Origin of the sequence: Fictibacillus sp. b24 (assembly GCF_030348825.1) — a bacterium.
In the GTDB taxonomy this organism is placed as follows: Bacteria; Bacillota; Bacilli; order Bacillales; family Fictibacillaceae; genus Fictibacillus.
This window is the reverse complement of record NZ_JAUCES010000005.1, coordinates 2670535-2693544: the sequence shown is the minus strand read 5'-3', so window position 1 is coordinate 2693544 and position 23010 is coordinate 2670535. Positions and strand designations below refer to the sequence as shown.

Below are 23010 nucleotides of genomic sequence, written 5' to 3'. Positions count from 1 at the left end.
ATTTCAGGTCATTTTTTTATATTCTCATTCTTCTATCGTCGGCCGAACCCACAGCTTCGAAAAATCCACATAACCAAAATGCTTGATGTTCACGTTCATAAGCTCCGTTGAAAAAGGGATGAATCGTTTTTCATAATACAGTGGAATCATGATGGCTTCTTCGATCAATTTCTTTTCAAGTGCAACGTTTAGCTCTGTCCATTTTTCAAAGGGTGTATGTATATATTGGCTTAGGCGTTCTTGCCACTTCTGATTCTTTCCTAAGATGATTGGCAATGGAGCAAACCCGTTTGTTAAAAAGAAATAAAACGAAAGGTCTTGGTTCAACTCAAAGATTTCACCATGAATAAATAGATCAACGTCTTGACTTTCCTCTCTATTAAAAATCGTTTCTTCAAAAGACATCCTTTTTATTTCGAAGGGAATGTTGTCTTGCTCGAGCGTATCCATTAACCAACGGGTTGTCTTTTCCGTGTGATCCGCGACTCTAACAATGAGTGGTTCTGTGAACACCGGACGCTCAATCTCTGTCATAGAAATTTGTTGGTCCTGTCCAATTAGACAGCTGTTATCATTTGGTGTTGCTCGAGGCTCATATTCTTGAATTCTATGTCGGTACGAGTTAATCAATTGATGAATGTATTGCCGAACTTCTTTTCGAGCAATCTGAGACCCTTCGCGATACGCATTCATGATGAGCACGCCAAAACCAGAATCACTTTCTACTTGAAATGTATCTGAATTCTCTGGTTCAAGTGTTGAGTGATAGACGATCGGAAATTCTTTTGGAACTTGAACAAACTCTACAGCATCTAACAATGGCCGTTCTTGGAAATGTTCTATAAATGCGGTTAACGTTGTCTTTTGATCGGTGTTTTCTTCTAACATGAAGCTCCCCGTTCCATAAAGACGACCTTTATTTTCTTTATAGATGCTCGCGGTCATTGTGCTTAACAACGGAAGAATGTAGCTGCAGCCTCCTGGAAAAAGGATATCAACCACGAGCGTTGACTTTGCATAGACCTCTTCTACGGGAGACCATAGCTCTTTGTTCTGCTCATGAATCCGCAGCTTTTCTAAACAAGTCACCACATCATCAGCTGTTAAGATTGATCCATCATGAAAGTTAACGTCTTTTCTTAAGTAGAGTCGCAGTTTAGTAGGTGTAACATCCCAGCTGTGTGCGAGTTCAGGCAGAATTTCCCCCTGATCGGTAAGGAAAACAAGGCGGTTAAACACGTTTGCAACCATATGAGCACTGTGCGCATCTGCTGCTTCTAACGGGTGAATCGTTCGAAAGGGATAACGCTTAGGTACAACTAACTTGTCTTCAGTCTTTTGAACAAATCCGAAATGAGAATGGAATTTGTTCATCAACCGCATTTTTGTATCAGTAGACCAATCGAACATTAAGTATTTACTGCTTTTCTCCACAGGTTCTGAATCTATTAATCTTAGTACATTCTCTTCAAAAATATCTTCTACATCCTTCAGCCATTCGAGCTTTGAGACGTTTCCTCTTCCGCGGCCTGAAGTGAAATTAAGCCACCCATCATCTGTCCACTTTTTTAAGTAGCGTGTCGTTTGTTTCTGACTGATCTGAAGTACCTCGGCAATCTCTTCAGTTCGAATGCTGCCAGATGAAAAATATCGCCACAGAATAAGCAGTTTATTATCCATTGAAATCTCCTTATCTATAAAAGTAGACACACTTCATTTAAATGTCTATTTTTAGATTGTTAAGTCTAGTTTAATATTACAATACAGAGAAGGAGGGGACAATATGGGATGGAAAGATTACCCCCAAAACATTAAAGTTCGGTTGATCACATCGTTCTTTAACCGCGCCGTTTCATCGGCCGTTATGCCGTTTATGGCCTTATTTTTCGCTCAAGAAAAGAACAAAGTATGGGCAGGAACGTTCTTAATCTTAACAGTTGTTATTGGATTTATTGTAAATCTAATCGGTGGTTACATATCTGACCGCTTTCCACGAAAGAAAGTGTTAATGACGACTTCTTGTTTAAGCGCCGTTATGTTCTTGCTTATGACTCTGAGTGTGTTTCCAGATCAAAAATGGATTATGCTTTTCGCTGCTGCTTATATTGGGTTTATCGTGACAAGCAGCCTTGGCAGACCAGCGATGCACGCAATTATTATGGATTCAACAACGCCTGAAAACAGAAAAGAAGTATACACGCTCGATTACTGGATGGTGAACCTATCCATGGCAATCGGTGCAGCACTTGGCGGTTTGCTATATGTGAGTCATCAGAAAGAGTTATTTATCTTATTAACTGTGACATCTATTAGTATTCCGATCGCATATGGAATCTGGCTGCGTGACGAGTTCAGCGGATTTTTAGAAAAAAAGCACGCGAATGTGTTTATGGATTTATTTCAAAACTACAAAGTGGCTTTACAAGATTCCGCTTTTGTAAAAGTCGTAATCGGTGGAACGTTTATCTTTTCAGCTGAATTCACGCTGAACAGTTATATCGGAATCAGACTGGCAGAAACGTTCGATTCTTTTCATATCGGAAATTTTGAAATTAGCGGAGTACGTATGCTCAGTATGCTGAATATCCAAAACATGCTTATGGTTGTATGTTTCACGTTCCTGATCAACCGAATAACGGACAGGTTAAACAAAAAGAATGCGTTGCTGATTGGACTTCTTTTATATGGAATCGGCTATGTGACGGTTACTTCTGCTAATACGTGGTACATCTTACTTTTGTTTAACATCATCGCGACGATGGGCGAGTTGATCTATTCTCCAATAAAAGAAGCGGAGAAGGCAAACATGATACCAAGTGATAAGCGTGGTTCGTATTCCGCATTTGCTAACGTTTCTTTTAGCGGAGCAGATATGCTGGCACGTTCAACGATTATTCTCGGAGCGTTCTTGGTTCCTGTGATGATGTCTGTGTATATGGGAGTCGTAATCATGATCGGCGCGTTCTTCATGTATACAGGATTGTTCGTGAGAGAGCGGGTTTTGGAAAAAGTAGGGAAGAATGAAGTTGCTACACCAGTAGCGAAGTAAAAGGAAAGGGATGACTCAACTACTTTGAGATCATTCCTTTTTTGAGTTGTAAGGTAATTGATAATAATTCCACGGTAAACAAATATAATTCCGCGGATAAAATTTCTTATCCGTTTTTTATAGACGTAGTACAGAAGAAAAAGCTCGGAATCAACTCCAAGCTTATCCCAGTAAAACTAATTCGGTTCTTTTACAGAAGCAATCTCGATCTTTTCAACAAACATGTTAAAGACGCTTCGTTTTTCTTCCAGCTTCTTCAGCTGTTGTTTCAGTTCGTTGTACTTTTCCTCGAACGGCTGCTGATATGTTTTTTTGATATTCTTAATCATTTCTTCATTAATGGTAGATTGAATGACTTGTTTGGTGATACCGAATTTATAAGAATAGAGTTGGAGTTCTGTTTTTACTTTCTCGTACTCTTCATCAATTTCTTTCTTTTGTTGCTCGATCTCATCTTTCCATTCAAGCAGAGCATCTTTTACATACGGCTCCATGTTTTGCCTCCTTACAGAGTTCGTTCTTCTGTCATTTCTTTTTTATGTACTCTATACACTATTTATAATGAGACGCTCATTTATGGGGGTATTTTCATGCGTTGACTAAATTTTTCCATAGAATTATGATTGGCTTAGAAACGAAAAGTGGGAATCTAAAGGGAAGGATAACGGTTATATGCAAGAAAATTTATTAGAGAGAAAGATATTAGCTACAATTACTTCAACTTTTGCACTTATGTTAATGATGGCTGCATTAATGGATACGGGGGATTCAACATTTCAATCGAATGAAGTGCACTATGGAATGGGATTTGCATTATCTACAATGGCTGTTGGGATCTATGGAGGATTAATCATACTCGTTTACGGAAATATCGTTTCGTTAATCATTGAATTTGTATTAAACAAGTGGTTTACAGTGAATACGTGGGTGTTTATATTTCTTCATGGCATATTTGGATTGGTATTGATTGAATCCCCAATTTTAGCCGTTTATGGCGTAATGACGGCACTTTTTTATGCTGTTATTGATCGGTGGATTCTTTCTAGAACAAGAAACAAAAAACGTTTGCGATTGTTTCTCATAGTCCCATTAAGTGTATATGCTGCTATCTGGGGTGTGTTAACACTTATATCACCTGAACCACCTCCGTTTACAGAAGAAGATGCAATTGAATTCGTTTCAGGTGGTGGTAGTTACGATGATCGTTTTCCTGATCAGCCAGGTAAGGTTACGGAAGGACCTGTTACAAGAGAAACTCATGTCAAAGAAGTAGGTGATGAAGTTTATATTGTCACCTTTAAAGAAACGAGAACAAATATTGAAGATGGTCATTGGTGGGTCTCTTATCGAGTGGATAGAAGTGGTTCTTCGTTAGAAAATTCAAGTCACTAATCTCTAATGCAGAAAGGTGCTGTGTGAGATGCCAACAATAGGATGGCTGTTCGTTGCGATCGTGTTAGGTGGAATCATAATAGGTTCATTGATTCAAAGATATCGTTATCGAAATATGAAGCTTATTTACACGGCATTCGGACAAGAGAACTACTTTAAGGTGATCTCTAAATTGAACAGCGGTGGCGTAAAGTTCAAGGTCAGAATTCCTATGCAAGGGTTGGGAGCTAGAGAAAGACCTATTGTCGACAACACACAATACGATATTTATGTAAAAAAAGAAGTAGCGCACAGAGCGGGAGATGCTTTACGTAAATAAGGGGATGGGGTTTGTAATGAAAACGATGAACCAAGTCAAAAGTCAAGAAGAGCTAAGAGAAATGCTTGGAAGTCCAAGCCTTAGAGGACAAAACAAGGTAATCGCCACAATTGATGGACATTGCAGGGACTATATCTCAAAATCTCCTTTTCTTGTCCTATCCACATCAGATGCTGAAGGAAACTGTGATAGTTCACCAAGAGGAGATGCACCTGGATTTGTTTACATTCTAGATGATCAGCACCTTATCATTCCTGATCGTCCAGGCAATAAGAGGGTCGATTCGATGTTCAACATTCTTTCTAATCCTAAAATCGGCTTGCTGTTTATCATACCTGGCATGGGTGAAACGCTTCGTATTAATGGAGAAGCAGCTATTATTAAAGACGAAGAAATATTAAACAAGATGGCCGTGAATGGAAAATCGCCACAGCTTGGTATCTTGGTAAAAGTGGAACAATGTTATATGCATTGTGCAAAAGCCTTTAAGCGTTCAGGTCTTTGGGAGCCAGAGAGCTGGAGCAGCAAAGAAGATTTACCAAGTGCTGCAAAAATTTTAGCTGCACACGTCAACATGCCCGAGATGACAGAGGGAAGAATTATCGCTGATCTTGAGGAAGGCTATAAGAATAGACTTTATTAACACGAGGGACCTGAGTATATTCAGGTCTTTTTTGTATACGGACTTTTTAAAATGCTCTTCTTTCAAACTTTGTTGCTTTTGGAAGTGGTTGATTTCCGTTTCAGTTGCTCGCTTTCCGCAGGGCAGGCGGTGAGCCACATTCGTACGTTTCACGTATAAGTGTCTCACCTGCCAGCCTGTCCCGCAGGAGTCTCACACCTTTCACTCCAACCAACTGTTCAAAGAAGACAATGCGTCTACTTGTAAATGCTCGAAGTGATTTTCTCGTCGCAAGCCTTCCAAGAAGTTTTTCATGTTATAGGCACGGACCTTACACTTCAATCAAGTGTAAGTTGTAAAAAGACCAGTGAAAGGCGAGAGAGACAGTTAAACAGAAATGAAGAAAAGTATAAGAATTCGGAAATACTGTAGCTTGGAGGTTCTGCCTTTTAAGTAAGCTGTTCGCTTGGTATACGGTATGACACATGCTATTATTGAAAATTATAGTTTTATAAAAATGGGGGGTGAGACAGTGCGACAACTACATAGAAAACACCGTTGGCTAGCGAGGCTGATGGCGTCTGACCCTGGATATGTTCGGTTGCAAAAAGCGGGTAGAGCAACTGCTAGCTTGATACTGTCCATTTTTTCAACACTTCTCATCATGCGCTATACAGGCCATTCAGGCGGCATCACCCCTGCCATTGTCTCAGGAATGCTTGGTTTGATGGGGATCATGGTCGTTATGGATGATACGAAAAAACAAATGAAGGTTACGACAGTACTGCTCGGAATTTCCGCCATGCTCGGAATTACAATCGGTTCCATTGTTGCGGGACATGCGTATTACATTGATGTGGTCCTAATTCTGAGTGTCTTTAGCAGTTTTTATTTCTCAAGATTTGGTACACGCTATTTTTCCCTCTTCATGATTTTCTTTATGACCGTATATTTTTCTTCTGTTTTACAGTTATCAAGTGGACAACTGCCATGGTTTTATATTGGTGTTTGGCTTGGTGTAATCTATGCCTTTATCTTTAATTTCTTTCTGTTTCAAGATACCGCAAAGAACCTTAAAAGCAGCATCAGATCCTTTCATATTCAGAGCAATTTAACACTTAACCTTTTAATTGAAGCGATGGTGGATAAAAAGACTGACCCTATGCGTAAAAAAGAGTTAGAAAAGAATGTCTTGAAACTAAGAGAGTATGCGCTGATCGTATCAGGCTACATTAACGCGGACGACGTTCATAAGCTTTGGCCAGGCTTGCTGCCGAATCAGCTGCGGTTGTATGTTTTTGATACAGGAATGCTGATTGAGACACTGATTGAATCTGTTCGAGGGCTTAAGAGGGCGGATGCCCTGGAAGTGGAAGAAATCAAGCAGTTGTTGATTTCTGTGACAGAGGCGGTACGTGACGCGGAAGTGCTTGCACCAAACGTAAAAGAACAAAATTTACAACCAGCAGAAAAAGCGGTTCAGCAGCTGCGTTTATTAATAATGGAGCTGTTTGAACGTGAAGAGCCGCCAAAAGGATGGATTTATCTCATTCGCCGAATCGAATCCATTGCGAACCATGTCATTGAAGGAGCTGTTAGCATCCAGCAATCTCTTCATTCTCATCAAGCCCTAAACAAGGCTGATGAAGTGTCTGAAGAAAATACGGAGAATGATGAATCAGCATCAGAGCAGGATAAAGCCCTGAAACCGTCCACCAAAAAAGCGTATCAAGCATTGGTCGCAGGTATTATTTCAATCATCGTCGGCTTGATCATATCGCCGACACAGCCGTATTGGGTTCTACTTACGGCATTTGTTGTGCTGCTTGGGACGGAATCAATCGGACGAATCTATACAAAAGGCTACCAGCGTTCTTTAGGTACGATTATCGGTGCAGTAGTGGGATTTGCTCTTGCCAAACTCCTATCTGGTCAGACTGTAATAGAGGTTATCTTTCTTTTTGTGGTCGTTTTTTTAGCTTTTTATTTGTTAACCGTTTCTTATACGTTAATGAGTGTGTTTATCACAATGCTGATTGCTTTTATGTATGATCTTTTATTAGGTGGTATTACACTTACTCTGATTGGGGCGCGTGTGCTTGATACGATTGCAGGTGCTGCCATCGCATTAGGGGTTTCTTACATCATTTTTCCAAAGAAAACAAAGGACAAAGTTGCTGAATCCATCGGTGATTTTTTAGGTGAACTGTCCCCTTTTGTGACAGAGTATGTTAGAGGCTTTAGAGAAGATGTGAATGTGAAGGATCTTTCTGAAAGTGCGTTTCAGCTGGATCAAAAGCTTCAGGTGATAAGAGACGAAGCACAATCATTCCTGCAGCGTCGCGGATCACCAATCTATTCGGATATGGTTAGATGGATGACGATGCTTGCTGCGATCAACTATTATGCAAGGCATCTCGTTGCTTCGGCTTACCGAAAGGGATTTGAGTATCCAGACGAGCTCGTTGAGGTGTTTATACAAATTGAGAAAAAACTGAAAGAAAATATTGATTCGTTATCTGAACTCGTGAAAGGAAATGAAACAGATGGTGTTCTTCATTCATTAGAAGAAGAACGCGAAATGATCGAAAGACTTGCACCGAGCCGAAAACAGTCTAATCGTGATTTAGTCCATCACCTTTATTATGTATGGCGAATTAATCGATCCATTGTGGAGTTAGGTTATGAACTAGGAGGAGGGAATGAGTAGAAGATACTCCCGTCCTTTCGTTTTACCAATATGAAAGAAGATGGAAAGGAGTTGTCAAAATGAATAAAAAGCGTAATGTGATTTTATATATTGCGGCAAGTGTTGATGGATTTATAGCAAAAGAAAATGAGGATATTGACTGGTTATCAATGGTTGAACGTCCGGGTGAAGATTACGGATACGAAACATTTATTGAATCAGTGGACACGATTATTATGGGTCGGAAAACGTATGACAAAGTCTTATCCTTTGGAATTGAATTTCCTCACAAGGATAAGAAATGTTATGTAATTTCCAGAACAAAAACAGGACATGATGATAACGTTGAGTTTTATGGTGGAGATCTGAAAGAACTAATACAGAAACTAAAAAGCAGAGAAGGCAAGAACATTTTTATTGATGGAGGAGCAGAGGTTGTAAGAGAACTGAAATCACTAAATGTAATTGATGAATACGTAATATCCTTCATTCCGATCATGCTTGGAAAAGGTATACGATTGTTTAAAGAAACAGAAGCGGAAAGCAAGTTGGAGTTAGTTGAGAGCAGAGCGTTTGAGTCTGGGTTGGTACAAGTGACTTATAAAACCATTTAAAATGAGCAGCAACTTGTTAAGGGTTGCTGCTTTTGTTATGTATATAGAAATAATAGGAAGGAATGTTTACATCTGAAAAGAAATTAGTTTATTAAGAACTAGAATGAGAGGTGTTACAGTGAGTCAATTGAAGCAATTTGTCGTTCACAAAGCATCTTCTGATGATTATGAAGAAGTGATTAGTTTTTTAAAAGAACTGGCTCAATGGATGAAAGATAACGAAATTAATCAATGGAGTTATCTGCTTGAAGGCGGTGATGACGAAGAAATTAAGCGAGCCATCCAGCAAAAACATACTTATAAAGTTTTAAGTGATGACATGATGATAGCTACATTTACATTATCACCCGAGCAAAGTGAGTGGGATCAGCATATTTTCGGGAAGGAAGAAGCTTCTGATTCCCTGTATTTACATCGATTAGCAGTACGGCCGCAGTATATGAATCAGGGAATAGGCAAAGAAATTTTGCGCTGGATTCATGAAAATCTTGGGGACGGAAAGCAGTTTATTAAATTAGATTGTGTGGCAGATAACGTAAAGCTGAACCAATTTTATCGAGATCATGGTTTTGAATATTTAGGAGAAACCGATAATCATAGCAAATACATAAAGCATTTAAGTAGGAGGTAATATGTTAAGTTCTTTTCAGATATTTTATAAAGAATTTAAAGAAAGCTGGAGAAACTCATCTATTGCTGGAATTAAAGAAGTTCTATCGCTCGATTATCAAGCACGGGAAATTAGAGATCAGGATATTGTTGATTTTGAATATGCTGAATCCATTGAAGGATGGAGTCAAGCCTTTAATCAGTTGCAAGAGCAAAATGCACAGTGGATTCTAAAAGAGGTTGGAGTTATTCCTTTAAGAGAAAATGAAGTATTAGCGATTCTCTGGGCTTCCTTAATTATTGATGACAGACAACTAGAGACCGCAAACTTATTCTTTATAACATTTAGATGGAAAGATGGGAAATGGAAGTTGATCAGAAGCTATATTGAAGCGGGATTACCATCTGAAAAAATGGAATGTTTTGAACTAAACAGAATTTAAAGATTCATTGATTGGGGGAGGGTTTAACCTTTGAGGGTAATTATAAATAAACCCTTGACATAATTTTCTAAAAAACCTATGATAAGTAAAAGTTTTCCATGCATAGGATAAACGCTTTGATTAGGAGCAGTAAGGAAAAGTCTGTTGTTTAGAGAGCTGCTGAAATGGGTGAAAAGCAGTCAACGGAAATCCTGAACTCGCCTAGGAGCGGCCAGGCTGAGAGTTAAGTCTGGACGGTTCACCTCCGTAATAAGGTCTTGAGAAGGTTTGCTTTTTAATGTGCAGCAAACCAAGAAGAGTGGTACCACGTTAGGAACAGCCTATCGTCTCTTTACGAGATGATGGGCTTTTTATTTTTTTGGGGAGAGATGACCATGAGTGAGGATTGTTTTATTTGCAATAAGCATCAAGGAAGCATTGATACGGCTGGAATCAAGATTTATGAAGATGATCTAGTCTATGTAAGTCATATTGATAAAGGTGGAAGACCGTCTTACTTGGGACATATCATGATCGATCTTAAGCGTCACGCATCATCGATTGGGGACATGACACCTGATGAGGCGAGTGCATTCGGCCAGATCATGGCGAGGGTGAGTAAAGCGGTTAAGGAAACACAGGGTGCTGAACACATTTATGCGCTAGTTTCCGGAAATTCAGTTCCTCATCTGCACATGCATATTGTACCGCGTTATCCGAAAACACCTGCGGAATATTGGGGACCGAACGAAGTATACGACTGGCCGGATGCTCCGTTTGGGATGAACGAAGAGATCGTGCAAGTGTGCGAACAAGTTAAGAGGTTCTTGGAGGAGGATTCGTATGATGCATCATGAACTTAAATGGATTGGCAGTGAAAAGACTTTTGTGGATGAATTAGATGTGGTGAAGGTTGGTAGAGTTACACTTGGAAGGTTTGGCGGTAACACTGCTGCAGGTTCGTACAAGAACGAAGACGGATGCTTAGTTTGGACGAATGAAGAGGAGAACTGGGAATTCACCATGGTTCTCGATGGTCACAAGACTGCTCAAAGTGTTGAGTTAGTAGTTGGCCACTTTGAAAAGATGAAGAAAAACATTACGAGTGCTTTGGCCCAATCTGCTGGTCCAGCGCTAAAAAGGATGGACTGTCTCATACTCGACATTTTTCAAGAGCCAGAGTTTATGGAGGCATGCCGCAAAACAACTGGTGAAACCGCTTGTCTGATCGTGGTACGAAAAGAGAAATATTTGTGGTGGTTTTCCGTTGGAGATTGTATAGTCCATTTATTTCATCCAGAACTGATCGCGCTTGGAGAGAGACAGCTTGTACAGAGAAGTTTTTACGAATGGGTTGGTGAAGTGAACACGTTTGAACTTCCGGTTCCCTGTTATAGCACGGGTAAAAAAGAAATGAGACAGGGGTTGAACCACGTATTCATGACAACTGACGGCTTAACAGAATGTCCAGGTGTTCCTTTTGAGGATCCGGAGACTATACAGACAGTACTTTTTGAAAAGGGAATTGAAGTTGGGGTAGGAAAGCTTTTGTCTGAAGTAAAAGATAACGGTGTAAGAGACAGCACAACAATCATTGCGTGGTCTGTCGAAATAGAGGAAACAGCCAGTATGCCAAGTGATGTGTAAAGCTGTTCCCTCCGGTAAATCTCGTGCAGGGACCTATTTAATATTTAAGTAGTGTTGAAGTACTCTTGGCGGAAAATACTTGAGCGGCAGTGGACGTAAGGAAACGATGATTGTGTGAGGCATGATGAGGTCTTTTTGAGCTTGTTTGAGGCAGTTGTACATGTTTTTTCCGCCTACTGAATTGGCAGAGTGAATGGTGATGCGATTGGCAAACAGTTGTTCATCGACCATCATCTGAACGAGCATGAGACCATTTCTGGTATTGCTGAGCAGATCGTGATCAAGCGATAAATGTTCGATGTCCCGAGTTCTTAACAATTCCATACATTCATCTATCGTTTCGACGTAAACGTAACCTTCAGGCGGGCTACGGTAATCATCCATAAATACGCTGATTTTCTCCATTTCTTGCACTCCCTTCCATAAACGGAGGGTGACTAAGAAAAGTCGCGAGCCCTAAGTTATTTTAATATATTAATTATAACATACTATGGCTATTCTTGCTGTTCGCAGTGGAATAGTATCAAAAAAGTCAGTGATAGAGTATTTTAACAATTTTTGTAGAAAATAGTATTTTTCGTATTTAATTATTAAAGGATTAAATTCTTTATATAATCGCTTTTTCCTTCCGAACATACAAGGAAATTTTAAATAAATGTGTAAGTGTTAAGTGTGGATTTTAAAAAGGGGTGGCTTGATGGGAAACACTGATAAACGTAAACGGCTGGATGAAGAAGTTTTTACGTATCGCATAACGAAAAATAACACCGTTTTTATTGAATATCAAGGTAAACAGGTCATGGTTTTAAAAGGAAAAGAAGCGGAGAAAATAATCAATCGAATTGACCAAGCTTCAACCGAGAAAGACGTTCAACTAATTTTGGCCAAAGTAACAGGGAATTTTAAACGAGGGAACGAAAAAGATACCTCACCGAAAAAATGAGGTTGAGGAGCTGGAAAAATGACCGTTCATATTCTATTTGGAGAGTCTGCTGCTGGAGGGTTGAAATGGACGCTTAAGAAGAAGGGCAAAAACGATAAAGTGATTGGTTTTTCCGATCAGTTCGCAGTGGGTCCTGTTTTTCAGTTGGAGACGGAGGCGGGTTTAGTAGCCCGAGTGAACTGGTTTAAGAAACATATGCCAAAAGACGAATTTGATTTTATTACGATAGTAAATATGAAGAGCAGTTCAGAGAAACTCTTCGTGAAATTAACGAAATTCCCAATCATGCTGAAATTACCGTATGGACAGCGGACAATGCATCTGAACAGACTGGTATCAGGTTTGTGCTGAAGCTGCTTGAAAATCGGCCGAACCCTATCCTAGTGGTGAACACGAATGAGAGCTACGACAAATATTGCAAACATCCTGAAATCTATTATGTTTCCCAGCATACCGGCGAGATACCGCCAAAAGAGCTGCAAGTCATTTTAGAAAAAACGAGAAATGACGAACGGATCTCCTTCGTTTATAAGAAACAACTCGTAAAAGAATGGGAGTCTTTGAGCAATTCAAATGAAGTGTTGAGGCTGTGGGAGAACGGGGAAATCAGGAGTGTTAGTGTTAATCATCTAGACCCTTTTATCATCAATACGGCTAGACGTTTCGAATGGAAATATGATGATGAATTTAAGAAATCAGCACGCCTCATCGGGGATGTTATCGGACATCTTGAACAATATGTCGGTGATGAATTTATACAATATCGGTTATTGGAATTGATCAACCAAGGTATATATGAATATGAAGGAAATCTAGTGGGCATGAGGAATTATAGTGTGAGGCTAGCCAAAAAATAAAAGGGTAGAGATGTCGCTTTCTTTACATAGAAATGGAGAGAATTGAGTATGAATCAAAGTATGGAAACGAATGTTAAATTATCTAGCGAGAATATTTATATCAGGCCGCTGACAGTTGAGGACGCTGAGGCAATGGTAAGCCTTCAATTGGAAAACAGGGATTTTTTTAGTCAGTTTGCAATGGAACGCAGTGATGATTTTTATACCTTAAAAAACCAGCAGAAGCGTATACAGATGCTGGTGGAGAATGCAAAACAAGACTTAGATTACTATTTTGGTATTTTTACAACAGATGACGATCTACTCATTGGAACGATTAATCTGTTCGCGGTGATGCGTGGGTCCATCCAGAGTGCGTTTGTAGGTTACTTTTTGGATAAGAAGCATAATGGAAAAGGCTACACGACAGAAGCGGTTCGACTTATTGTGAAGTATGGGTTCGATGAGCTGAAGCTGCACCGAGTTGAGGCAGGTGTTATGCCACACAACATCGGTTCCATTCGCGTTTTGGAGAAAGCTGGTTTCGAAAAAGAGGGACTAGCACGCAAAAACGTGAAGATCAACGGCAAGTGGGAAGATCACCAGCAGATGGCGATCATTAATCCAGCTGACTGATGAAAAAATGGCTGGTCGTGCTCTTTCTTGTGATGAGTTTAGCTGGATGCAACGAGGATGAAAAGCTGGTCCGTGTTGATTATGAAATGGTTGAGATGCGACCAGGTGATGATGGAATAATAACAGATGAGAATCAGGTGAAATCGATTGGTGTGCTATTAGAAACAGTGAAGTGGGAAAACGCAAAAGTGGAGATGTCGCGAAAAGAAGATATGATGTTAACCTTGTTCTATCTGTATGATCCGAATATGCCTGAGAGATTGGAAGAATATAAAATTTGGTTTCATGATGATATGAATGCGGAAATTGTGGATTCTGTTAATCAATACGGAAAGTTGAATGCAGCAGATGGCCAAAAATTGAAAGCTTTGATTAAGTGATGAGAGAGTCAAGGTGGTAGGTTCTTCCTTTATTAGAGCCGTAAAACGGAATTTGAAGTGCTTTTAGCAAATATTGAGATTGTCTTGGACTTATGTTCAGATAAGATTGACATGACTTATTTGTAATTGTTGTAGAAACGAGTAGCGCATAATCTCTTAACGCGTGAATAAGAACTTCATTTGAAATCACACCGCACCTTTCACACCGCCATTTAGATAACTGTTTAATCACATACATCCCATCTTCACATTGAGGACAGATGACTCCGTTAATCAATTCATTTAATCCGATTCCATATCTCACACAAATATTTGGATCATAGGGTTCATGTAATTTATTTAATAATCTACTCATTTTTTTAACCTCTTTTACAGAAAAAAGTTCTTGTTTATATTTTGAGCTAAACTCAACAAATTTTTCTTCTAACTTTGAGCTCTTTATTACTCTTTTCATGGCTTCTTTATAGGTCGGAGAACACTCTATATATGCTTTCGGATGTGTAAACACAACCATTGTCTCAATCGGTATGCTCGGATATTTATGTTTATTTATGATTTTAGAAAGATGAAAAGCTTGTCTTTTAGCTTGAAGAAGGGGATCTTCGAAGATATCTCGTTTGTTGTTGAGCGTGCGAATGAGCTGGCCATGCTTCTCATCAAAGTATAGATGACCTGCATAATTTTTGATCTCAAGAAGTAGTAGAAACTTGTTAGTAAGTAAAAGTGTATCAACCTGAAAATAATAATCCATATGTGAAATTCTAATATGGTGTAAAAACCTAACTTTATCTTGAGGTAAATACCTATAAAAGTATTGTAAGGATCTCTCACCAGTGATACCTGACTTACTTTTGGCCAAATCCTCAGCTATTTTTACTCGATTAGGATGTGTAGGTGATACCCTCCTTAATAAAGCTTCTAATTTTTGTATAAAAATCGGCATATTAAGTTGGTTTTCGATGAAAAACACTCCTCTCAATTTAAAATGTATTATTAAACAAAAATTGAAGGACGTCAAAATAGGAAATGACTTAAAAACTAAGCACAAATAATACTATATCAACAAGATCAATAGGGATATCAACCAAAATGGCAACTATATCAACGTAAAATTGTGGAATATCAACACAAAATACAATTTTATCAACATTAACATTTTTCCCGCTAATGTAGTATAATTCAAATTACTGAATTTCATGGAGTGATAAGATGAGTAAAGCAAAAGGCAAGAAAAGTGGGGTTGGCCAGGGCACGGGGAAAAAGGGCTGGAACCGCTGGAAATCGAGCAGCAAGAAAAAGGGTCCAAAACCTTATGTAAGCAAGGGGAAAAATAAGCCTGAGAGCGAAAATGAAACGAAATAGATATCGCCGCTAATAATTGCGACGACAAACGAGCCGCCTTTCCACATGAAAAGGTGGCTTTTGTCATGGCATAATCCACTCACTCCCGCCATAAGATGAACTATCAATTCATAACAGGGGGACGAGCTGTGACGACTCAAAACTATACCATTTCAGAAGACCTGATCATCAAATACAACACTCTTAACGAAAAGAAGAAAGAGCTGGAAAAGGAACTGGATGAACTAAAAAAAGTGTTTCACATTTATTTTGACAACCTAGTCGGTCCCAATCAAAAAGGAGAAGTCTCTGTTAACAACTATAAGCTGCAAAGGCAGATTCGGAAATCTGAAAAACTTCACGATGAAAAGACGGTGCACCGGCTCACGGAACTGAACATGACCGACCTCATTCATCACGTACCCAAACCGGACGAGGAGAAGGTAAAGTCCGCCATCACGCTGGGCTTATTAAAAGAAGAAGATTTAGAAGGCTGTCTTATCAAAAGTGCGTCACAAGCAATCATTGTTAAAACACTAAAATAATATGATGGATGGAAAGCTCAACTAGCATAACGCCTGTTGAGCTTTTTCATTTTGAGGTATAGTCGAGTATAGAACACTATGTCATAATTGTTATTAAATTGAATTCCATACATAGTTTGGTATATAGATAGTTTGACTGAAAAGGGAGTGTTGAGCATCATCACATTTAGTTTCCTTAATCATTTTCCTGCTGTTCTAATGGACAGCATAGCCTATATCATTATTGGTATCCTAACGTTTCGTTTTTATAAAAAGCTAGAAGTTAAGCCTAAGATATGGAAAGTACTGCTCATTTTGTTCGTTGGCTTATTTTGTTTTTCATTTGATCTCACTCTTTTTTCTACTTTTGTCCAAATTCCAATCCTCCCATTAGGGGTATGTATTTTGTATTTTGTGTTTCGTAATAAAGTGGAGAAATGGGTAATGTATCGTCGGTTCGCATGGCTCGGTTTCTTCGCCAATTTCATTCTTCTCGCAGCTACTTTTGCTGCGATACCATTGGATCAAGCAATATATCCTGATAAGAAGCTGTCAACTTATATAGCAAAAACAGATCAAGCACGTCTTTTTCCACTTCACACCGGGGCAAAAGAAAGCACATTAGATCAAGAAGTGTTTAAACAACAGCTATCCAAAATGATTGCGAAACCAATCGACAGCCAAGGATGGTACAACGAGATCGTAAATATTGATGTGCCGCAACAAGAACGAAAGGAAAAGTTTCCGTATCAGATTGTAGGAACAGAACCGAAGTGGGGAAGCGGCTTACACACAACCCTTTTTGTTGAAAAAGATGGAAAAGGTCTTCTGTTGACTACACAGAAAAAACAGTATTATTTTCGCTCAGATGTTTCGTTTGTAGAAGGGTTGGAATAACGGATGAACAAAAAACTACTTTTCTTGCTGCTGATCACGATTCTGTTAATGGTTGGGGGATTTGTTTATTGGTATTATTATTCAGAGCCAAACACGACTCCGAGTCACGGGGAACTGATGAAGCAAATTGATAGAGCGTATGAAGAAGCAGAGATTGCTAAGGTTCAAGATGCGATTTTAGTAGACGAACGTCATCTGTTTGTTCCGTATATCTCTAAAGATAACGATTATGGTACGAGTTTTTTTGTTTGGAAAAAACGGAAATGGGAGCTAGAGGCTGTGAATTCAGTTGGCCAGCCTATCCTTTGGAAGATTGATAGTGATGATCCTTCATTCTATAAGATAGTTTGGAATTTTCATCCTGATGATCAATTTCAGTCTGCTCAATTCTACTTACTGCGTAATCGAGGATACGAGGTCACGCAGGGAATTGAGTATTATTATCCTAAAGTGCAGTTAATGAAAAAAGTAAAAGATTCACAAACGTCTTATGGAATTGATAAACTTCCAAAGGATTGGGTTTCAATCATCCATTTTGCCAACAGCGTACAAAAAACCGACAGCATGAGTGACATGTTCTTGGAAATGGACCCTAATCAACAATTTACCTTTGCATGGCAGCCTGTGTTTCAAAAAGAAACCGATGAAGACATCTTTTCAAAACGTTCTATTAATGGCGGTGGATTTTCCAGTGGAGGAAACTACGACCCCATTACATTGTTAGAGGAACAAGAACTAGAATCTAAAGAATAAAAAAAGGTGCAGCTCCCGCTAAGGGAAACCGCACCTTTTCTTTATTCTGCCTTCTGCAGGACACCGACTGCTTTGGAGTTTCTGATCTTTTGAAGAATTCCTTGAATGGATGTGTATTCATCATATAAAAAGACGAGTGTGTCGCCCGGCTCTGAACATTCCCATGCTTGAATCATCGCCTCTGCTTCTTTCGGGTACACCGAAACAGAAGTGGTGCCGTTCGCTTCCTTTACACCTGTATAAAGAAGATGAACGGTTTCCCCTGGAATGCGACCTCTCAAATTTACATCCTCTTTGATGATGAAGATATCTGAGTGAGTGCCGAAAATGCGGCCCATCTCTTGTATCGTATGGTCTTGTCTGTCACCAGCTGCCGATCCGACGGTTATCACACGACCACTCTTTAAATGGTCAACGGTTTCAAACAATGCTTTAAGACCAGCAGGATTATGTGCATAATCAATTACAATGGTACGGTCATGAATGTTGACCACATTAAAACGTCCCCGATTTTGATTTTCAGTCGAAAGGAACGTAATCACTTTGCTTCTTAACTCTGACAAAGGTCTTCCCAGAGAATGAGCAGCAGCGAGTGCACCTAGAACGTTTGCGATGTTGTGACGAGCAGCACCATTTATCGTGATCGGAATGTGAGAGACAGGAAGGAATCTTTCAGCTTTTCCATTCTCGCTGAACACGACCCAATCGTCCTCAAGGTACCAAACCTTCCGACCTTTTTTCAATTGATCCTGAATAACAGGATTCATCATTGTTAATGAGAAGAAGATTACTTCACCATTTGTGTGGTTCGCCATATCTACACATCGAGGATCGTCGGCATTCAATACACACGTGCCTTCAGGAAGAACAACTTCAGCTACAGTCTGCTTTAGTCGCTTCAAAGCATCTAGTGTTTCTACGCCATTCAATCCGAGGTGGTCTTCACTGACATTTGTTACAATTCCAACGTTGCAATAACGGAAAGCAAGTCCTTCGCGAAGCATGCCGCCTCGGGCTGTTTCCAACACGGCCACATCAACAGAAGGATGAGACAACACTTTGCGAGCACTTCTTGGTCCGCTGCAATCACCAGCGTCTAGCTGCTGGTCACCTACCCAAACACCATCTGAGCAGGTAAACCCGACTGTCACGTTTTCTTTTTGTAAAAGATGTGAAACGAGACGTGTTGTTGTTGTTTTTCCGTTTGTTCCCGTTACAGCAACAACGGGAATCGCAGCTTCTTCACGCGAAGAAAATAAATAGTCTACAATTGCTCCACCTGCGTCACGGCTTTTTCCTTGAGATGGGTAAAGATGCATACGGATGCCAGGAGCAGCGTTCACTTCAAGAATGGCAGCTTCACCTTCAACAAAAGGAACGGTAACATCTGTAGAAAGGATGTCGATGCCTGCAATATCCAATCCAATAGATGCCGCTGCTTCAATTGCCATCTTACGATAATCAGGATGAACTTCATCTGTTACATCAATGGCTGAGCCGCCTGTAGACAGGTTGGCGTTGCCAAGTACTTCAACGGACTCTCCTTTTTTCAGTACAGATTGAAGAGAGTATCCGCTTTTTTCTAGGTGGACGACTGTACGCTCATCCAGCGGAATCTTGCTCATGGCTTTTTCATGTCCTTCACCGCGAACTGGGTTCAGGTTTTCTTCATCAATCAGTTCACCAATCGTTTTATATCCATCTCCTATAACGAAAGGAGGCAGACGGAGACTAGCCGCAACGAGCTCGTTATTTACAACAAACAAGCGATAATCGTTCCCTGCATAATAACGCTCTAAAATATAGGAAGTGCCTTCACTGTACACACAGCGAAAAGCAGCAATTAAATCTGTGTCATTTTGTATATTTGTAACGATGTTTTGCCCTTGTCTGCCGTTAAGAGGTTTGATCACAAGCGGATAACCGATTTTCTCAGCAGACTGAAGCAGTTCATACTCATTAGACACGACATCTCCTGAAGGTACAGGGAGACCAGCACCTTTTACTAAAGTCTTGGTCATGTCTTTATCGCATGAATTCTCGACAGCGAGATAGGACGTTTGGGAAGAAATCGTTGCTTGAACGGATTTTTGCTTTTTACCCGTTCCAAGCCTTAAATAACTGTTTGTTCCAATGCGTTCTACTGGTATCTTGCGTTTTCGCGCAGCTTCATAGATCGCTTCTGTACTCGGACCAAGTTTATGCATATGGTAAAGGTCAGAAGTGTGCTTGACGTAAGGTTCCGCACTAATTTCATTTCCTTCTAAAATAGCGGTTACAATCTCAAGTGCAGCTTCGAATGCATAATAGCCAGACTTTGGTTCCACATAATCGTATGTTACAAAATAAATCCCTGTTCGTTCACTCGTAATGGTTTTGCCGCGCTTGACATAAATGCCTGCTAGATGCTGAATTTCAAGTGCGATGTGCTCTAAAATATGTCCAATCCACGTACCTTCATGAAGGCGTTCTACAAATCCGCCAGCATAGCCTCTCGAACATGTATGAGTATGGAGGGTAGGGATGACTTGTAATAATTTATCTGTAAAACCAGGTAACAGGTTTGATGGTTTTTCTTCAAATTCTTCTATATCAAGTTCAATCCAAATAGTTGGTTTGAAGCTGTAAAGATTTGGGCCCGTTAAGTAATTAACGCGATTGATTTTCATTAAGACGCTCGCTCCTTAAGTGATGATTAATTCTCGTTTGTGTAAATCGAAAACAGCACCCGCACCAAGTGTATGGAAGCGGATATCGGAAATGGTCATGTTTCCTTTGTTCTCAGCAACGTCTACATATGTTGATGTCTTGCCGTCAAAAATGCTCACGTTGTATTCGCCGATTACTTCAAACTGCTTGCCGTCGTTATGCACCCAGATTGCCGTGTTTTCATCGATACCGATGCCAATGATCTGAGGATTTAACGCAATAGCTCGCATGAGTCTGCTAAAACGGTCACGCTGAGAAAAGTGCTGGTCAATAATAACGTCTTCTAAAAAACCAAAGCCTGAACCCATTTCAAGGACTGAAACATCCTCTTTTTCAAATAGTTTGGAAGAGATGATCATTAATCTGCTCATGACAGCAGCACCGGCACTTGTTCCACCGATGGTCAATCCGCCTTTCCATTCTTGAAAGAGGTGTTTATAAAACGTTGTTCCACCCAAGATGCTAGTCAACCTTAACTGGTCGCCACCTGTCATAAACAGACCTGATAGGGAAGAGAGCTGTTCAGGTAATTCAGGGTCTTCCGCTTTTTCACGGGAATCTAAATGGAAAAGCAGTGGCTTAGTACCATGTAATGCTTGAAACAATTGATAATATTCACTGCCCACTTCTTCCGGATAGCCGGATGCTGTTGTCAAGATTCCAATCGGTCCTTGACGATTTTTACATAAGGCAGAGAATCGGGATAAGATTGTTTTCTTATCGTTTTTGTCCTCATTGCCACCAATGATCAATAGATCACCTTTTGCCATCTTTCATCAGCCTCTTATATTAAGTAGTAGGAAAAATTGGTCGAAATGATCGTCCATTTCGCCCTGTTATATATTCCACAATTCGCCAGCGTTCAAACCTATTTGAGGAATTAATTTATGAATTATTTAAATAGTTAAATTTTTTGTAAAAAAATATAGATAATTGTCGGAATAATTAGTATAATTTACCCATTGGAAGTATTTTACTTTCGGTATTTTGTGAAGAGGGAGGAGCTAGGGAATTATTTATAGATGAAAAGGGAGGATGTATTAATGGAAAAAACATTACTTCTTCGTTCTTACGAAATCAATACGAGTACGATGGCGCTTTTACCTTTTTACAATGAATATGGCGAAGTACAAACCGAAATCTTAGAAACTGAGAAAAACGAAAGAGTTTCGCTCAGTCCAATCAAAATTATTAATGAAAGCTGTTTGTTCTTTGGGTCGAGTTATGAAGGCCGGCGAGAAGCCGTTCGACGCTCGATGGGCTATGTGAGTTTATCCCCAATCATGATCAACCTCGAACTAGGCATTTTCTTTTTTCCTGTAGAATCTCCTAAAAATGAAACGTGTATCTGGTTATCCCAATCACATGTTCAAAGGATTGATTCAATAGATTCAGACACGTGCAGTGTCCATTTTAAAAACACCGCAAATCTGATATTACCCCAATCTAAATATGCATTAGAGGCAAAGCTTTTTCGAACCGCACAGTACCGATACATCCTTAGTGAAAGGGTCAGTGAACGAATTACGAGATATTAAGAGAGCAATAGAATAGCAGAAAAACGCCCGATGCAAATTTTTGCGCTCGGGCGTTTACCTTTTGTCAGTGATTTACATATGATAGATGATATGTAGGCCAGTAATTAAGGGGGGAATAAGAATGAAAAAGAACAGAAACCCGTTTGTTGTGCCGCAAAATTATTCCATGACTTCATCTTCTGATTCTGATCCTTCAAACGGCTTTCAATACCAACCCCCTGATAACACAGGTACAATACTCGGAATAATTGGCGGTATATTAACCGTTGTAGGGGATGGTCTAGCAACAATAGGTGCTGTCATTCAACTGAACCAGGATGTTCAGGATGATTATATTTCTCAAAAAGATGACTATGAAAAAGATCAAGAAACAGAAAAAATGCAGGAGCAGATTGAAGATTTGACGAAAAAAATCGAGCGGCTTGAGAAGTTATTAGATGCAAAGTAAAAAGCCGTTTTTTTAGTTCTCTTCTCTTTATTTATTGTTTTTCTACGAGCCGCAAGTACATAAGAGGAGGGAATGGAAAACATAAACGTTTCTTTAGGGACGCTAGTTTGTTTCAATGGTCCTTTATTGATCTTTCTTAATTTGTAGGTTTGATTTTTGCTTTGTCTCATTAATCTCCATTACTTTTTCAATAGACTTTTAATTTAAAAACGAATATAAAGCATCACAGTTGATTTTTTATATAAAAATGGCAACAATGGTTAATGAACTTCTTTAGAAGAACTTGAACAGGAGTGTGCCAGGGAATTGAAATTACGTTTTGGTCGTTTATCTTTATGGTTTTGTATAGCAGGTATTGTAGTAACAGCTTGGCCTTTTATTGTTCGTGATCAAGTCGCACAGCAGGTAGCGATTTTTCTATTCGGCGGCATAATGCTCTATTTTATTGGGGTAATTCTCAGTATTGTAGCCATTGTAAAAAAGGAAAGTGGAAAAGCTAAATTTTTCGGATTGTTTGTTATTTTATTAATGGCCGTTATCTCCATATTTGGATTATTACTCTTATCTCTAGGTATTGGTGGTAAATAACAGGCAATGGTAACTTTGCTTCCTCATTTATCGACTGTATAAAAAAGGAGGCAA

General features: G+C 39.5%; 28 protein-coding genes and 1 other annotated feature. Of the genes, 22 read left to right on the top strand and 6 right to left on the bottom strand.

Annotation, left to right across the window (positions count from 1 at the left end; all coding sequences use genetic code 11):
• Positions 1 to 24 precede the first annotated feature (24 nt).
• Positions 25 to 1680, bottom strand: coding sequence for an ABC transporter substrate-binding protein (locus QUF49_RS13945; protein ID WP_289496233.1), 1656 nt, complete (start codon positions 1678 to 1680; stop codon positions 25 to 27).
• A 103-nt stretch (positions 1681 to 1783) separates the two neighbouring features.
• Here QUF49_RS13945 and QUF49_RS13940 point away from each other — a divergent pair, with 103 nt between their 5' ends.
• Positions 1784 to 3049, top strand: a complete 1266-nt coding sequence (locus QUF49_RS13940) for an MDR family MFS transporter (protein ID WP_289496232.1) — start codon at positions 1784 to 1786, stop codon at positions 3047 to 3049.
• 176 nt (positions 3050 to 3225) lie between these two features.
• On the opposite strand, the gene QUF49_RS13935 is transcribed toward QUF49_RS13940, so the two are convergent.
• Entirely contained in the window at positions 3226 to 3543 is a 318-nt protein-coding gene (locus QUF49_RS13935; protein ID WP_289496231.1) for a hypothetical protein, read from the bottom strand.
• 178 nt (positions 3544 to 3721) lie between these two features.
• Between QUF49_RS13935 and QUF49_RS13930 the strand changes: the two genes are divergently transcribed.
• From QUF49_RS13930 to QUF49_RS13890, 9 genes are all read left to right on the top strand, one after another.
• Positions 3722 to 4441, top strand: coding sequence for a hypothetical protein (locus tag QUF49_RS13930; protein WP_289496230.1), 720 nt, complete (start codon positions 3722 to 3724; stop codon positions 4439 to 4441).
• 28 nt (positions 4442 to 4469) lie between these two features.
• Positions 4470 to 4760: a hypothetical protein gene (locus tag QUF49_RS13925; protein WP_289496229.1), complete on the top strand. Its 291-nt coding sequence runs from the start codon at positions 4470 to 4472 to the stop codon at positions 4758 to 4760.
• Between the two features lie 16 nt (positions 4761 to 4776).
• Positions 4777 to 5403, top strand: coding sequence for a pyridoxamine 5'-phosphate oxidase family protein (locus QUF49_RS13920; protein WP_289496228.1), 627 nt, complete (start codon positions 4777 to 4779; stop codon positions 5401 to 5403).
• Between the two features lie 511 nt (positions 5404 to 5914).
• Positions 5915 to 8092: an FUSC family protein gene (locus QUF49_RS13915; RefSeq protein ID WP_289496226.1), complete on the top strand. Its 2178-nt coding sequence runs from the start codon at positions 5915 to 5917 to the stop codon at positions 8090 to 8092.
• Positions 8093 to 8151: 59 nt separating this feature from the next.
• Positions 8152 to 8685 carry a dihydrofolate reductase family protein gene (locus QUF49_RS13910; RefSeq protein ID WP_289496225.1) on the top strand — a complete coding sequence of 178 codons (534 nt, stop codon included), beginning with the start codon at positions 8152 to 8154 and terminating at the stop codon, positions 8683 to 8685.
• A 118-nt stretch (positions 8686 to 8803) separates the two neighbouring features.
• Entirely contained in the window at positions 8804 to 9316 is a 513-nt protein-coding gene (locus QUF49_RS13905) for a GNAT family N-acetyltransferase (RefSeq protein ID WP_289496224.1), read from the top strand.
• A 1-nt stretch (position 9317) separates the two neighbouring features.
• The gene (locus tag QUF49_RS13900) at positions 9318 to 9737 is read left to right on the top strand and encodes a flavoprotein (RefSeq protein ID WP_289496223.1); all 420 of its coding nucleotides are present in this window, start codon (positions 9318 to 9320) and stop codon (positions 9735 to 9737) included.
• Positions 9738 to 9844: 107 nt separating this feature from the next.
• Positions 9845 to 10071: a binding site (T-box leader), on the top strand.
• Positions 10072 to 10111: 40 nt separating this feature from the next.
• Positions 10112 to 10573, top strand: a complete 462-nt coding sequence (locus QUF49_RS13895; protein ID WP_289496222.1) for an HIT family protein — start codon at positions 10112 to 10114, stop codon at positions 10571 to 10573.
• Complete coding sequence (locus QUF49_RS13890; protein WP_353958308.1) at positions 10560 to 11363, top strand: protein phosphatase 2C domain-containing protein; 804 nt, start codon at positions 10560 to 10562, stop codon at positions 11361 to 11363. Before QUF49_RS13895 ends, QUF49_RS13890 begins: the two co-directional genes overlap by 14 nt.
• 33 nt (positions 11364 to 11396) lie before the next feature.
• Here QUF49_RS13890 and QUF49_RS13885 read toward each other — a convergent pair whose 3' ends face one another.
• The gene (locus QUF49_RS13885; protein ID WP_289496221.1) at positions 11397 to 11768 is read right to left on the bottom strand and encodes a cyclic-phosphate processing receiver domain-containing protein; all 372 of its coding nucleotides are present in this window, start codon (positions 11766 to 11768) and stop codon (positions 11397 to 11399) included.
• Between the two features lie 292 nt (positions 11769 to 12060).
• Here QUF49_RS13885 and QUF49_RS13880 point away from each other — a divergent pair, with 292 nt between their 5' ends.
• From QUF49_RS13880 to QUF49_RS13860, 5 genes are read left to right on the top strand one after another with little or no spacing between them, the layout of a single operon-like run.
• Complete coding sequence (locus tag QUF49_RS13880; protein ID WP_289496220.1) at positions 12061 to 12306, top strand: hypothetical protein; 246 nt, start codon at positions 12061 to 12063, stop codon at positions 12304 to 12306.
• A gap of 18 nt (positions 12307 to 12324) precedes the next feature.
• Positions 12325 to 12657, top strand: a complete 333-nt coding sequence (locus QUF49_RS13875; protein ID WP_289496219.1) for a DUF1835 domain-containing protein — start codon at positions 12325 to 12327, stop codon at positions 12655 to 12657.
• Entirely contained in the window at positions 12573 to 13163 is a 591-nt protein-coding gene (locus tag QUF49_RS13870; RefSeq protein WP_353958326.1) for a DUF3658 domain-containing protein, read from the top strand. Before QUF49_RS13875 ends, QUF49_RS13870 begins: the two co-directional genes overlap by 85 nt.
• 48 nt (positions 13164 to 13211) lie before the next feature.
• Positions 13212 to 13778 (top strand): GNAT family N-acetyltransferase, encoded by a 567-nt coding sequence (locus QUF49_RS13865; protein ID WP_289496217.1) that lies wholly within the window; start codon positions 13212 to 13214, stop codon positions 13776 to 13778.
• A complete protein-coding gene (locus QUF49_RS13860; RefSeq protein WP_289496216.1) occupies positions 13778 to 14158 on the top strand; it encodes a hypothetical protein in 381 nt (126 codons plus the stop codon). The genes QUF49_RS13865 and QUF49_RS13860 overlap by 1 nt, the downstream gene beginning before the upstream one ends.
• Here the strand turns inward: QUF49_RS13860 and QUF49_RS13855 are convergent.
• Entirely contained in the window at positions 14151 to 15101 is a 951-nt protein-coding gene (locus tag QUF49_RS13855; protein WP_289496214.1) for a nuclease-related domain-containing protein, read from the bottom strand. The genes QUF49_RS13860 and QUF49_RS13855 overlap by 8 nt on opposite strands.
• Positions 15102 to 15367: 266 nt before the next feature.
• Here QUF49_RS13855 and QUF49_RS13850 point away from each other — a divergent pair, with 266 nt between their 5' ends.
• The 4 genes from QUF49_RS13850 (at position 15368) to QUF49_RS13835 (ending at position 17673) form a co-directional block, all read left to right on the top strand.
• Positions 15368 to 15520 (top strand): DUF3934 family protein, encoded by a 153-nt coding sequence (locus tag QUF49_RS13850; RefSeq protein WP_289496213.1) that lies wholly within the window; start codon positions 15368 to 15370, stop codon positions 15518 to 15520.
• Between the two features lie 128 nt (positions 15521 to 15648).
• Complete coding sequence (locus QUF49_RS13845) at positions 15649 to 16044, top strand: hypothetical protein (protein ID WP_289496212.1); 396 nt, start codon at positions 15649 to 15651, stop codon at positions 16042 to 16044.
• Between the two features lie 423 nt (positions 16045 to 16467).
• Positions 16468 to 16920: a hypothetical protein gene (locus QUF49_RS13840; RefSeq protein WP_289496211.1), complete on the top strand. Its 453-nt coding sequence runs from the start codon at positions 16468 to 16470 to the stop codon at positions 16918 to 16920.
• Between the two features lie 3 nt (positions 16921 to 16923).
• Positions 16924 to 17673, top strand: coding sequence for a hypothetical protein (locus tag QUF49_RS13835; protein WP_289496210.1), 750 nt, complete (start codon positions 16924 to 16926; stop codon positions 17671 to 17673).
• Positions 17674 to 17714: 41 nt separating this feature from the next.
• Here QUF49_RS13835 and cphA read toward each other — a convergent pair whose 3' ends face one another.
• Both cphA and QUF49_RS13825 read right to left on the bottom strand, forming a co-directional pair.
• Positions 17715 to 20342: a cyanophycin synthetase gene (gene cphA, locus QUF49_RS13830; RefSeq protein WP_289496209.1), complete on the bottom strand. Its 2628-nt coding sequence runs from the start codon at positions 20340 to 20342 to the stop codon at positions 17715 to 17717.
• A gap of 15 nt (positions 20343 to 20357) precedes the next feature.
• Entirely contained in the window at positions 20358 to 21152 is a 795-nt protein-coding gene (locus QUF49_RS13825; RefSeq protein ID WP_289496208.1) for a cyanophycinase, read from the bottom strand.
• A gap of 273 nt (positions 21153 to 21425) precedes the next feature.
• Here QUF49_RS13825 and QUF49_RS13820 point away from each other — a divergent pair, with 273 nt between their 5' ends.
• The 3 genes from QUF49_RS13820 (at position 21426) to QUF49_RS13810 (ending at position 22956) form a co-directional block, all read left to right on the top strand.
• A complete protein-coding gene (locus QUF49_RS13820) occupies positions 21426 to 21920 on the top strand; it encodes a competence protein ComK (RefSeq protein WP_289496207.1) in 495 nt (164 codons plus the stop codon).
• Positions 21921 to 22041: 121 nt separating this feature from the next.
• Complete coding sequence (locus QUF49_RS13815) at positions 22042 to 22368, top strand: hypothetical protein (RefSeq protein ID WP_289496206.1); 327 nt, start codon at positions 22042 to 22044, stop codon at positions 22366 to 22368.
• Positions 22369 to 22674: 306 nt separating this feature from the next.
• Positions 22675 to 22956 carry a hypothetical protein gene (locus QUF49_RS13810; RefSeq protein ID WP_289496205.1) on the top strand — a complete coding sequence of 94 codons (282 nt, stop codon included), beginning with the start codon at positions 22675 to 22677 and terminating at the stop codon, positions 22954 to 22956.
• Positions 22957 to 23010 lie beyond the last annotated feature (54 nt).